Below are 12,641 nucleotides of genomic sequence, written 5' to 3' on the forward strand. Positions count from 1 at the left end.
CTGTACTTCTTGTAGTAGCTTTTGCGCTTGGCGTGCTTACGGCTTTGCTTTGGTGGATAGGTTTTCATTATTTACCCTCCCTGCCGTAGCGAGTCATGGCTAAGGTTTTCTTGATTGAACCTAACTGGCTTTGCAGTAGCTCATGCCACGTTTCTGTAGTGTCATGCGTCAATCGCGCCATTGATATAGCAACATCAGGTTCTATTTTTTTGTAATGAATAAGTGCTAATAGCTTGCCAATGTCACTTATAACAATAGCTGCGCTTTCCATATCACAAGCAATATCTGATAACTCAAAAGACGATATAACAATAACTTCATTGTCGTTCGGTTCGGTTATGTCTATTACTTTGCGCTGGCTTGATTGGCTGCCATTGTATAGCGTGGCTATCGCTTGGCGGTTGGCTTTGGTGTCATGGAATAATGACGGGGCGGCATCATCGCGGCTTACCTTGCCGTCATTGCAGTAATGGTATGTTTTGCCGTTGGCAGTAAAGCCTAAACAGCCGTATTCTTTATCGTTGAATAGCTGATAAGTGCCATTGCCTACAGATGGGCATAGCACGCTGTCACCTGCTTTGAATGTGGCTGGTGTGTTATTAGCAGTGGTTTGAGTGTTTGAGGTCGTACGGATTGAATTAGGCATGATTATGCCCTCCTATTAGATTAGTTAGTTTGTTGTCACCCATAAAAATAGGGTGACGGGTCTTAACTACCGCTAATAGACGGTTGAGCTTATTTACCGTAAAGGCTTTTGTATTAGGCTCTATCAACCCGTCATAGATGTTCGCACCAGTGACGGCGCTAAATATATGACGTGCCTGTATAAAGACAGACGTATTTTTATTCATGCCCGTAGTAGCTTGCTGATTAGTAGTCAGGCAAGTTTTAGGCACAAAAATAGCCAATGAATGACGGCTTGGCTTAACCGCTATTAGTTTAGTAGTGTGGTTATGATAACCGCTGTTATCATCGGTTGCAATCGGTTTTGCATTGACTGGCTGGCAAGCGATTAATGACAGTAGCAAGCCAATACCTGCCACCCATGCTATGAATATGATAAAGCTAAGTAGTAAGCCGCGCTTATGTGGCTGCGTGCGATTGTGTGCCCCGTCACGGGCTTTTAGATTGGGTTTGGTGTGATTATGCGTCATGGTCTGTTACCTCCGCTTGGTACGGTAATGCGTGTTCACAAAACATGTCACTAACAATACCTGCCAGCTCGCTATTGGCATAAAGTGCGGCTTTGACTGCCACAAGTACGCCTTGACTAACATCATCTTTTGTATTGATAGCATCTAGCGCGGTGGCTAGGTGGTCGGTATCGTTATAAATATCTTGTATGCGGTCATACATAAGCCGTAAGTACAAACTATCTACAGTCATTAGGCGTTCGGCTGGTGTGTCGCTTGATATGCTGGGGTGGTTATTCATTTAGTTCACCTCGCTGTTAGTCAGTTCACTTTCAAGTAAGGTTTGTTCATCAAGCCAATAAAGGGCAAACCATTTCTTATTGTGTTTGACCATTTCACTTTGAATAACTAGCCCTGTTAGGCGCAAGTCATGTATGCGCTGTGCTAGGCATGTGATTTGATAAAGGCGGTATGCGTCCCATGTGCTGATAGTTGCCCCTGTCATCAAGTGTGCCCGTATGGTGTCAATTTGGGTCTTAGGTGCTTGCTCATTAGTTACTGGGGCGGTAGCGGTGGCTGTTGTAGTCATGGCTCTATACCTCGCTAGTGGTTGAGGTGTGAGAATTAAGCCATTCGTGAATGTCTGCATAGCTCCATGCGGTCATAGTGGGGCTTAACTTCTTGCCAGCTGGGAAACGTCCATCTTTTGACCATTCAAACAAAGTGGTTTTGCTAAATGGTAGGAATGGCAGAATATCTTTAGCCCTGCCCATGCCTGTAGTAGGCAGTTGCATAGCTGGACTATTTGCGGTGGTTGGTTCGGTGTCGTTCGAGGTGTCACCAGTAAAGGGAATAACTGGCGCGCTTTGGGTGGGGTGTGTCATGTTCATAGCTCCATGTAGTGTATTGAGACGATACAGCGTGTATCGGACATACTCATAATGGCACTAAAGACAAGGGGGTAATAGATAGCAAACTAACCCTAAACACGGGTGTATGTTTAGGGGTAGTTATAAGTGATTATTTTTATATTTTTCTATAAAAGCATTAGTATTAAAGGGCTAGAAAGGTATGTCCCCATTGTCTTTCTCCTCGGGTTTTGGTTCTAAAAACTCTTTAAGTTCAGGTAAAAAATTATCATTTTCTGTACTTACATTAGCTTTATTCGGCATTTGGCTATAATCATTAGGTATGTTATCCCTAAGGTATGGGAATGTTGACTTATTACCTCCCTTTGAGTTCCAGTTACATATAGTAGCTAGGCTTTGCACCATAGTATCACTGCTACTTAAGCCGTATTCTTTTGCATGGTCTTTTATGTAATCTTGCAACCATAGCCCTACTGCTACATTATCAGGCAAGTATTGGCTTGATTGCCACGCTCTTATACATAATGCTAGTTTTGGCACATATCTATCGTGCTCTTTATTTAGATAATCAGCGTTATCATTCTCGCTATTAGTAAACAAAGAGGGTGGCTTTACGTCATGGCTTAACAGCCAGTGCTTTAATTTAGAACGTTGAATGAATGTGTTGTGTATATCAATATCAACAGTTTTGAACCAATCCCCAGTTAAGTCATCTTGATATAAGAATGAGGGGTTGTTGAAATTGTTATACTGGATAAGAGGAGGAGTTTTATAAGCAATGGTAGCTTCTAGTGAACCGAACTTTACAGCATGAGTAACAGCTTCTAAAACATCGCTAAATTTTTCAGCCGTATTATAATCATCGTGCATATAGGGAAATGGCGTTTGATTATCATCATTTCTATAAATGGTAGCAGGAGAAACTCCTACTATAAGACTAGCAGCTTGAATGATATTTAAATGTTGCATCAATTTAGCTACATCTATGTCTGAAATAATATTCATAACACACCTTTACACACCCTTTAATAAAATAGGTGCAAGGCAGTGACAGCTCAAAGGTGTGTAAATAGCTGTCGTTCGGGTAATTAGTCCTAGCCTTGCATAGTTGGTGCTAAGCCTTAACCTAGCTTTTGTGCTTGTTGTTTAAAGTCTGCACGTATTAAGTTATCAATCTTGCCAGCGTAAGCATTATCAATGAAGTTTGCCCATTCATTCATCATCTTGGTTCTATAGGGTAAATGCTGCGCCCCGTTATAGGCTTTGCTGATTTTGTTCTCTTTCTCATGTGCCAGCTGTAGCTCTATCGCTTCGTGCATGTATTCCTGTTCGTGTAGGGTAGTGCTGGCAAGTCCACGGAAACCGTGCCCCGTCATTCTGCCCTTATAACCCATGCGCCATAGGGCAGTGATAAAAGCGTTTGTACTGTATGGCTTACGGGTTGAGGTATTAAAGAAAACATACTTGTCCGAAAACCCTAGCGCCTTGATTTGCTCTAAGATTGCCATTGTTTGAGGGGCAAGCGGTACTAAGTGAGGTCTATCCATTTTCATTTTGTCGGCTGGTATGCGCCATAACTTAGCTTTGTAGTCTATCTCGCTCCATTCCATAAAGCGCAATTCTTGCGTCCTTACAAACGTATAGCACATAAACCACAAGCCTAGTTTCACCAGTAGGTCACCCTCATAGGCGTTAATATCTTGTAGTAGCTTTGGTAATTGCTGGCTGGTGATACGGCTATGATGCTTCACCTTGTGAGGTTTTAATGCTTCGGTTAGGTCGTTGGCTGGGTTGAGATTGGTTAAGCCCTCACGGATTGCTTGCTTAAAGATTTGCCCTGTTTGACGCATTGCACGCCTTGCCATGTCACTAGCGCCCCTTGCTTCTACTGCCTTACCAATAGCCAAAACATCAGGCGCGGTTATGTCCTCTATGTTCATGTGTCCAATGATGGGCTTAATATCGCGCTGGTATTGTGAGTAGTCACGGCTATAGGTGGTAGCGGCAATGTGCGCCTTGCGGTCATCGTGCCAACGCTGGGCTATGGTATCGAACGCCCTTGAACCGTCATTATCTGCTTGTGTCTTTTTCTTATCGTCTTTTGGATTGATACCATCAGCTATGAGCCTTTTAATCTCAATATTGCGCTGGCGTGCATTTTGTAGGCTCATTACTGGATAAGTGCCAATAGTGAGGGTTTGCTGTTTGCCTTGCCACCTGTAGGCGCTAATCCATGACTTAACGCCCGTATAACGCACCCATAATTGCAGCCCGTTACCATCACTGTGTTTGTCAGGTCGTTTTGTGGCTATAGAGGTGCTACTAGGCTGTAGCTTGTTGATACCTGTATGGGTTAGGGGCATGGGGTTATCCTTTGTTGGTATTGTCCATGTTGGTACTGCTCAATACCAACAATAATACCAACATTCTATATGGAACGCCATACACCTATATAACGCTCAATACCTGAAAAACGCCCAAAATAAAGGGCATACGGTCAATGACGGTATGCCCTAATATTGTGTTTGGTCGGAACGGCAGGATTTGAACCTGCGACCACTACACCCCCAGTGTAGTGCGCTACCAGACTGCGCTACGCCCCGAATGACTGACTATTTTACGCAAAATTGTGCATATTGCAAGGGCTATTTATTTTAGCCAAAATCTGCAATCGTATTTTACTTATCACAGTCAGCATAACCAATGAACAGTTAACCCAATAGCTCTTTTAGGATTTGGTTGACTTGTTGCGGGTTGGCACTGCCGCGGCTGGCTTTCATCACTTGCCCAACCAGACCGTTAAAGGCTTTTTCTTTACCGCCGCGATACTCATCGACCATCGCTTGGTTTTTGGCGATAACCTCTTCAACGATGGCTTTAATCGCCCCCGTATCGGTTTCTTGCTTAAGCCCTTTTTCTTCGATGATTTTATCAGCAGCGTCATCGGCATCGCCGCCTTCGCGCTCATAAAGCGCACTAAAGACTTTTTTGGCTAATTTGCCCGATAAGGTGTCATCTTTGATACGTGCCAGCATGCCAGCCAACTGTTTGGCGCTGATAGGCGAGTCAGCGATGTCTTTATCATCTTTATTGAGCGCACCGAGTAGATCGCCCATGACCCAGTTAGCGGCCATTTTGGCGTCTTGTTGCCCGACCTCAGCGACGACATTTTCAAAATAATCGGCGAGCGTACGGCTACCGGTCAAGATGCGAGCGTCGTATTCTGATAGCCCAAGTGCCTCTTCAAAGCGTGCACGGCGAGCAACAGGTAATTCGGGCATCGCAGCCTTGATGGCATCGACCGTATGCTGCTCGATACGTACTGGCAGCAAGTCAGGATCAGGGAAGTAGCGATAATCATTGGCGTCTTCTTTGGTACGCATGGTGCGGGTTTCATCGCGCTCAGGATCGTATAGCATCGTCGCTTGGATAACTTTACCGCCGTCCTCAATGATGTCGATTTGACGCTCGATTTCACGATTGATGGCGCGTTCGATAAAGCGGAATGAGTTGAGGTTTTTTAGCTCCGTACGCGTCCCCAAATCTGCGCCCGGCTTACGCACAGAGACGTTACAGTCGCAGCGGAATGAGCCTTCTGCCATAATCGCATCTGAGATACCAAGCCATGTGACCAGCTGGTGAATGGCTTTGATATAAGCAATCGCTTCGGCAGCTGAGCGCATATCAGGCTCGGAGACAATTTCGATAAGTGGCGTGCCTGCGCGGTTAAGGTCAACGCCCGTCATGCCATCGACGGCATCATGCACGGATTTACCCGCATCTTCTTCTAGGTGCGCGCGGGTGATGCCCATACGTTTCGGGTATTCGTTTTTCTCGCCTTCATTGACCACCACGTCAATATAACCCTTGCCAACGATAGGGTTGGCCATTTGGGTGATTTGATAGCCTTTAGGCAAATCTGGATAGAAGTAGTTTTTACGGTCAAAGGTATTGAATAAGCCCAGCTCAGCATTGACGCCAATACCAAACTTTAAGGCACGATCTACCACGCCAGTATTAAGTACAGGCAATACGCCAGGCAGACCTAAATCAACGATACTGGCTTGGGTATTTGGCTCATGACCAAAGTCAGTCGGCGCGCTGGAGAATATTTTACTTTCGGTATTGAGCTGGCAATGAATCTCAATCCCGATGACCACTTCATAGCCATCGACGAACAGCTCTTTGCGGACGATTTCTTGCTGAGCGGCATTATCAGTAGTAGTTGCTGTGTTCATTATACCGTCTCCTTCGCGATGGTAGAGTGTTGTAAATGGTGGTCAGTATGCTGCTGGAATAGGTGCGCGGTAGAGAGTAGTTTACTCTCTTGCCAATATTGACCAATCAATTGCAGCCCAATTGGTAAGCCGTTTGAGGTTAAACCAACCGGCTGACTAAGCGCAGGCAAACCGGCTAAGTTGACACCGATGGTATATACGTCACCCAAATACATGGTTGCAGGATCAAGGTCTTCACCGAGCTTATAAGCCGCGGTCGGCGCGGTTGGACTGGCGATGACATCACAGTTAGCGAAAGCGTCTTCGAAGTCTTGTACGATGAGTCGGCGTACTTTTTGAGCTTTAGTGTAATAGGCGTCAAAGTAACCGGCTGATAGCGCGTAAGTACCGGTCAAAATACGGCGTTGTACTTCAGGGCCAAAGCCTTCTGAGCGTGAGCGCGTATATAAGTCGAGCAGGTCAGTTGGGTTCTCACAGCGATAGCCAAAACGCACACCATCAAAACGTGATAGGTTCGATGATGCTTCAGCTGGTGCGAGCATATAATAAGTGGCTAGGGTAATTTCAGGGTCAGTGATGTTGACCTCTACAATCGTCGCCCCAAGCGCTTCGTATTGTTTTAGCGCTGCCCGTACGGCTTGCTCGACTTCGGTATCTAAACCTTTGGTAAAGTACTCTTTTGCAACGCCAATACGTAAGCCTTCTAATGGCTTAGCGTTGTCGCCAGCAGTAGTGACGGCATTGTTTAAGTCTTGCACGTAATCTGGCATATCATGTTTGATAGAAGTAGCATCGCGTGGGTCATGACCAATCATCGGTTGTAGCAGATACGCGCAGTCCATAGCACTACGGCCCATGCTACCGGCTTGGTCAAGACTTGACGCATAAGCAATCATGCCAAAGCGCGAGATACGACCATAAGTCGGTTTGATACCGGTTAAACCACAAAATGACGCAGGCTGACGAATAGAACCACCCGTATCACTGGCAGTAGCAACCGGAACAAATCCTGAAGCAACGGCAGCGGCACTACCACCTGATGAGCCACCTGGCACTCGCTCAAGATTCCAAGGATTGTGTACCGCGCCATAATACGAGCTCTCATTATCCGAGCCCATCGCAAACTCATCCATATTGAGCTTACCAAGGCTAATCATGCCGGCTTTATCGATATTGGTGACGATAGTGGCATCATAAGGTGAAATAAAGTTATGTAGCATTTTTGAGCCACAAGTCGTTAAGACGCCTTGGGTACAAAAGATATCTTTATGCGCCATCGGCACACCAAGCAGGGGACGCTTGTCACCTTGGGCACGCATCTCATCAGCGGCTTGTGCTTGTGCGCGCGCCGTTTCAGAGGTATGGGTGATAAAGCTATTAATCTTACTATCTAGCGCGTCGATACGCTTAATATAGTGCTCAGTTAATTCCGCGCTGCTAAATTGTTTGTCTTGCAAGCCCGTAATCAGCTGCTGGGTACTTAAAAGGTGAAGTTCAGACATAAGGTGTCGTCCGTCAAAATGTGAATAACATTAAATAAAGTGGAATACGGTAAAAATTATTGAGGCAATTATTCAATCACTTGGGGCACAAGGTATAAACCCGCTTCTACGGCAGGCGCGACCGATTGATTGCGCTCGCGATTGATATCGTGTTTGGCGACATCGGCGCGCAGATCTTGGCAAACTTCATGAATGTTTGATAAAGGTTTTATACCCGTGGTGTCGACACTGCCAAGCGTTTGCATCAATTTTAATACGTCGCTGATATCGTCGGCGTAGCTACTGGCGGTGTCTTCGTCGACACCGAGGCGTGCAAGGCGGGCAACTTCTAAGATTTCTTGGCGGCTGACATTGTTTTCAGCGGCGAGGGTTGGCTGTGACATAGTTTCTCCAGTGAAGGATGGTTTTTATTAGAGTAGGGATAAAAATAGGTAATAACTAAATAAAGTAATAATGTTTAAAATACACGCAAATAAACAATCTATCTGAGTATTTTATAAAGAGTGCCTTTATTATAAAGCATCTCACCGAAGATTACAGAGCGGGGCATCGATTGCTGCTGTATCTTTACTAACTTTACTCAAATAAAGAGCGTTACAAAATTGACCGAATAGTTATGGATTGATTGTCAATTGCTCAGCATTGCCTTCAGAAATACGTTACAGTATGCAGCCACTGCTCAGCGAAACGTTAAGTAAATGACTTTAAATGACTTTAAATGACTTTAAATGACTTAGCAAAACCTGCCGCAGCAATAATACTTGGTGATCGCGCCTTGTTAGTGTTTGAATTAAATGATGTTTCATTAAATGGCATGCTCTGCTCTGTCATTTCAAACTTTGTAACATCTTTTCGCGTTTAACGGCAAAATCCTAGCGTACTGATGCAAATATCTGTGTTTTTTTTGAGCTAAATCGGTATAATTTAGCTCAGTTTTTTCATTTCATCATTATTGCTTCGGTTTGACTTGCTGCGATGATAAACTCGCGCCATAGGTCATGTCTAACGACGACCTGCTCAACACTGACGAGTAACCCTCAGTCAATTTCGTTCGCCTCATTCGCCTCATTTGTAATACGCTGGATATATTAGCCATGAACCCGTTTGGATTTTTATCAAATAATATCGCAATCGACCTCGGTACTGCGAACACCCTTATCTTTATTCCTGGTAAAGGGGTGGTGCTCGATGAGCCTACAGTGGTCGCGCTACGTAGTAATCGTACCCAAAACCCTACTGTCGCCGCCGTTGGTATTGATGCCAAACAGATGCTAGGGCGTACGCCTGCCAACATCACGGCTATTCGCCCATTAAAAGATGGCGTGATTGCAGACTTTGAAGTGACACAAAAAATGCTTAAGCATTTTATCACTAAAGTAAAAGCCAAGCGTTTTATGGCGCAGCCTAACGTAGTGGTTTGTGTGCCATGCAAATCGACGTTGGTTGAACGTAAAGCGATTCGTGAAGCGGTATCGTCGGCTGGCGCGAGCAAAGTATTGTTGCTAGAAGAGCCTATGGCCGCCGCTATCGGTGCGGGCATGCCCGTGCATGAAGCCAGTGGTTCAATGGTCGTTGATATCGGTGGTGGCACGACTGAGATTGCTGTTATCGCGCTGTCAGGCTGCGTCTATGCCGAGTCGATTCGTATCGGCGGCGATATGTTTGATGAAGCAATTATTACCCATGTGCGCCGTACGCATGGCTGTGTGATCGGTGAAACCACTGCTGAGCGTATCAAGCAAGAGGTGGGTTCGGCATTAAATGAAGACAGCCAGCTAGAAGTTGAAGTTCGCGGTCGCAGCATGGCAGAAGGCGTGCCAAAAACCTTTACGGTCAATTCAGAAGAAGTACAAAAAGCTTTAAGCGACCCATTAAGTGGCATTGTGAGCGCGGTAAAAGCAGCACTTGAACAGACGCCACCTGAGCTGTCATCAGACATCGCTGAGCGCGGTATTGTCTTAACCGGCGGCGGTGCATTGCTGCGTGATTTAGACAAGCTTATCTCTAAAGAAACCGGTCTGCCTGTAACGGTCGCTGAAGAGCCATTGACTTGTGTCAGCCGTGGCGGCGGTATTGCGCTTGATTTTATCAACAACAAAAGCCTAAATATGATTTTTGTTTAAGTTGTGAATATTAGCGCGCTATAAAAATTGTTTGATCCTATTTTTTTTTCCTATTAAAGGTAGCCAATAAGGTTGCCTTTAATGACATTTAGCCATACCAAAATGCAATAGCAGAACGATATCAGCTAAACGTCGCTAATAATATATCGACATTATTTTAAACTGACGCTATAGGCTGATATTTGTTGCTGTTAAGCACAGTCGCAACTATTGCTTACCTTAAAAACTCTAGATTAGACCCATTATGATTCCAAGTATTTTTGCTCGTCAGCCACTCGCGCTTCGTAAGACTGCTATCGTATTGATAGTGGCGCTGGTATTGATGTGGTTTGACAGTAAAAATCCAGAATGGTTTAAGCCGATACGCTCGACCACCCATGCCGCCATGCAGCCTATTTATGAGCTGTCGTTATTGCCGAGTTATGCAAAACACTGGTCAAGTGGTAGCTTGCAGTCAAAAGAGGCGCTACGCCGCGAAAACATGCAGCTAAAGTCGCAACTCATCCATGCCCAAGCTAAGCTGCAGCAGCAGGATTATATCTTGGCACAAAACGCGCGCTTGCAAGGTATCTTATCGACCACGCGCCCTGAGCAATTTGATTTAAATCTCGCGCAAGTGATTGGAACAGATACCAATCTGCTCAGGCAAATCGTGGTACTTAATAAAGGCGAGCAAGATGGCGTACAAGTTGGTCAAACAGTCATCGATGAAGTGGGCATTTTAGGTCAGATTATTAATGTCTATCCCAATACCAGTCGCTTATTGCTGATTACCGATGAGCAGCAATCGGTTGCCGTGACCGTCAAACGCACCGGACAGCGAGCTATCGTCACAGGCGAGGGCATACCGACTTCATTACGCCTCAACTACGTCTTTAAAACCTCAGATGTGCGCGTCGGCGATGAGCTGGTGTCATCAGGCTTGGGCGGACGTATTCCGGCAGGCTACCGCGTTGGTCGTATTGCCCATGTCGAAGACACGCAAGAGGATAACTTTAGAAGTATTGAAGTCACGCCGGCGGCAAATTTTATCGATAACGCCTATGTCTTGGTACTGCAAGATAAGCTGGTTAATAAAAAAAATGCGGGTATTAAAGAAAACTAAGAGCGTGTCGACTTACTCATAAGTCTGCATCGCTCGCCATCGTTTATAGCATAGACATTTTGATAGACAGATAAGATAAATAGTATTTAAAGCTATCTGCTTAATCAGCGCCGCTATTTTTCCAAGATTAAATGCACCATTAAATAGCAGCCGCTAAACTCTCGCTAAAGGTAAGTATTCATGGCATATGCTGATTCTGATAATGCAACTGGGGTGCTCCCGGCCTTGATCATACTGAGTTTTATTGTTGCTTCATCACTGAGTGTTTATCCTTTAAGCCCAAGTATGGCAGCACTGCGCCCGATGGTCATGGTCATGGTGCTGATTTTTTGGTTACTGTTTCAGCCGCGCTATGTCGGGATTTTCAGCGCCTTTGCTATTGGCATTATCGCCGATTTATTAATGGATACCCACCTAGGTCAGCAAGCGTTCGCCGCCGTGATGGTCGCAATGGTCATAAAAATCACCAGTATTTATATCAGACAACTCAACACAATGAGTGCTTGGCTCATAGCGAGCTTAGGATTGGTTGTTTTTCAAGTCAGCTTATGGATATTGCAACTCTTTATCCAAAATACCTTTGTTGCCCAATCTGCTCTATCGTTATTCATGAGTATCATCAGCTGGCCGTTGGTGCTATTGGCATTACGCAAATTTGCCCGCTAGATTTTTTGCTTGCTAGGTTTTTTGTTAGCTTTGTATTGTCCATTTTCCTGCAAAACTAAACAGCCGCAAAACCATAATTTTATAAAATAAGAGTATTACGATGAATCTCATTTTAGCGTCTGGTTCACCGCGTCGTCATGAGCTGCTAACCAGAGCGCAACTAAACTTTACGGTCATGAGCGTCGATATTGATGAAACGCCGCAGATGAATGAATCTCCTAAAGATTACATTGAACGTATGGTTGCTAGCAAAGCAGAAGCGGCGCTAGAGCAATTGAATAAAGAGCTAAATAAAAAGTTAAACGACAGTCAAACTGATTTGTCTGCATCTTTAATTATTTTAACTGCTGATACCATTGGCGTCTTAGCCGATGGCAAAACGGTATTGGTCAAGCCCGACAGCCGTAAAGACGCTTATCGTATGTGGCAGCAGATGTCCGATAATACTCACCAAGTATGGACAGCGGTGCAAGCAACTCAAGTATTGTTATCAGCTAAGCCTGCAAGCTCTCCAACCTCCGGCAGAGCATTTCAAATCGTGAATCAACAACAAATTACTGAGCGTACCGATGTAACTTTTATCCCCTTAACCGAAGAGATGATGCTTCACTACTGGGACAGTGGCGAGCCTGCTGATAAAGCCGGTGGCTACGGTATTCAGGGTTTAGGCGCCGCCTGGGTAAGCCGCATTAATGGCAGCTATACCAATGTGGTTGGTTTACCGTTGGCACAAACCGTGGCGTTAATTAAAAATATCACAGCTGTCAGCGCCAACAAGAAAGCCTAAGCACTGAAGAAATAAACTGAGCAAATAAATAGGTGAGAGTAGAGCGTATTTGATTTAGGGTAATTAAACGCGTGGTTTTAAATGAACTGGCAAAAGGCTATCATTCAATCATCTGCACATAATGACACGCTAGGATAATGGGCAAACCCAAGGTGCATTTGGTACACTGTGAGGCTACCAAACGATGAACGCTTCACAAGAAAGCTGAGTGCTAAGAG

At 45.0% G+C, this 12,641-nt stretch carries 15 protein-coding genes and 1 tRNA gene; 5 read left to right on the plus strand and 11 right to left on the minus strand.

The window, feature by feature from the left end; all coding sequences use genetic code 11:
* Positions 1–67: 67 nt before the first annotated feature.
* From B2866_RS07265 to gatC, 11 genes are all read right to left on the minus strand, one after another.
* Entirely contained in the window at positions 68–646 is a 579-nt protein-coding gene (locus B2866_RS07265; RefSeq protein ID WP_296192196.1) for a hypothetical protein, read from the minus strand.
* The gene (locus tag B2866_RS07270) at positions 639–1,154 is read right to left on the minus strand and encodes a hypothetical protein (RefSeq protein ID WP_296192199.1); all 516 of its coding nucleotides are present in this window, start codon (positions 1,152–1,154) and stop codon (positions 639–641) included. The genes B2866_RS07265 and B2866_RS07270 overlap by 8 nt, the downstream gene beginning before the upstream one ends.
* A complete protein-coding gene (locus B2866_RS07275) occupies positions 1,144–1,434 on the minus strand; it encodes a hypothetical protein (RefSeq protein WP_296192200.1) in 291 nt (96 codons plus the stop codon). The genes B2866_RS07270 and B2866_RS07275 overlap by 11 nt, the downstream gene beginning before the upstream one ends.
* Positions 1,435–1,722 carry a helix-turn-helix domain-containing protein gene (locus B2866_RS07280; RefSeq protein ID WP_296192203.1) on the minus strand — a complete coding sequence of 96 codons (288 nt, stop codon included), beginning with the start codon at positions 1,720–1,722 and terminating at the stop codon, positions 1,435–1,437. It abuts the gene before it with no gap.
* A gap of 4 nt (positions 1,723–1,726) precedes the next feature.
* The gene (locus B2866_RS07285; RefSeq protein ID WP_296192206.1) at positions 1,727–2,017 is read right to left on the minus strand and encodes a helix-turn-helix transcriptional regulator; all 291 of its coding nucleotides are present in this window, start codon (positions 2,015–2,017) and stop codon (positions 1,727–1,729) included.
* A gap of 177 nt (positions 2,018–2,194) precedes the next feature.
* Entirely contained in the window at positions 2,195–3,007 is an 813-nt protein-coding gene (locus B2866_RS07290) for a hypothetical protein (protein WP_296192208.1), read from the minus strand.
* A 116-nt stretch (positions 3,008–3,123) separates the two neighbouring features.
* Positions 3,124–4,365: a tyrosine-type recombinase/integrase gene (locus tag B2866_RS07295; protein ID WP_296192210.1), complete on the minus strand. Its 1,242-nt coding sequence runs from the start codon at positions 4,363–4,365 to the stop codon at positions 3,124–3,126.
* Between the two features lie 163 nt (positions 4,366–4,528).
* A tRNA-Pro gene (locus B2866_RS07300) sits at positions 4,529–4,605 on the minus strand.
* A 108-nt stretch (positions 4,606–4,713) separates the two neighbouring features.
* The gene (gene gatB / locus B2866_RS07305) at positions 4,714–6,240 is read right to left on the minus strand and encodes an Asp-tRNA(Asn)/Glu-tRNA(Gln) amidotransferase subunit GatB (RefSeq protein WP_296192214.1); all 1,527 of its coding nucleotides are present in this window, start codon (positions 6,238–6,240) and stop codon (positions 4,714–4,716) included.
* Positions 6,240–7,742, minus strand: coding sequence for an Asp-tRNA(Asn)/Glu-tRNA(Gln) amidotransferase subunit GatA (gene gatA, locus B2866_RS07310; protein WP_296192217.1), 1,503 nt, complete (start codon positions 7,740–7,742; stop codon positions 6,240–6,242). The genes gatB and gatA overlap by 1 nt, the downstream gene beginning before the upstream one ends.
* A gap of 68 nt (positions 7,743–7,810) precedes the next feature.
* Complete coding sequence (gene gatC / locus B2866_RS07315; RefSeq protein WP_296192221.1) at positions 7,811–8,125, minus strand: Asp-tRNA(Asn)/Glu-tRNA(Gln) amidotransferase subunit GatC; 315 nt, start codon at positions 8,123–8,125, stop codon at positions 7,811–7,813.
* Between the two features lie 335 nt (positions 8,126–8,460).
* On the opposite strand from gatC, the gene B2866_RS07320 reads away from it, so the two are divergent.
* The 5 genes from B2866_RS07320 to B2866_RS07340 all read left to right on the plus strand — a co-directional run bounded on the left by B2866_RS07320 (position 8,461) and on the right by B2866_RS07340 (position 12,423).
* Complete coding sequence (locus B2866_RS07320) at positions 8,461–8,604, plus strand: hypothetical protein (RefSeq protein WP_296192223.1); 144 nt, start codon at positions 8,461–8,463, stop codon at positions 8,602–8,604.
* Between the two features lie 223 nt (positions 8,605–8,827).
* The gene (locus B2866_RS07325; protein ID WP_414706782.1) at positions 8,828–9,865 is read left to right on the plus strand and encodes a rod shape-determining protein; all 1,038 of its coding nucleotides are present in this window, start codon (positions 8,828–8,830) and stop codon (positions 9,863–9,865) included.
* 244 nt (positions 9,866–10,109) lie between these two features.
* Positions 10,110–10,970 carry a rod shape-determining protein MreC gene (gene mreC, locus B2866_RS07330; protein WP_296192227.1) on the plus strand — a complete coding sequence of 287 codons (861 nt, stop codon included), beginning with the start codon at positions 10,110–10,112 and terminating at the stop codon, positions 10,968–10,970.
* A 180-nt stretch (positions 10,971–11,150) separates the two neighbouring features.
* The gene (mreD, locus tag B2866_RS07335) at positions 11,151–11,636 is read left to right on the plus strand and encodes a rod shape-determining protein MreD (RefSeq protein WP_296192232.1); all 486 of its coding nucleotides are present in this window, start codon (positions 11,151–11,153) and stop codon (positions 11,634–11,636) included.
* 100 nt (positions 11,637–11,736) lie between these two features.
* Positions 11,737–12,423, plus strand: a complete 687-nt coding sequence (locus B2866_RS07340; protein ID WP_296192235.1) for a Maf family protein — start codon at positions 11,737–11,739, stop codon at positions 12,421–12,423.
* The last annotated feature ends 218 nt before the right edge of the window (positions 12,424–12,641 follow it).

Source organism: Psychrobacter sp. UBA3483 (genome assembly GCF_002377905.1).
Classification (GTDB): Bacteria; Pseudomonadota; Gammaproteobacteria; order Pseudomonadales; family Moraxellaceae; genus Psychrobacter.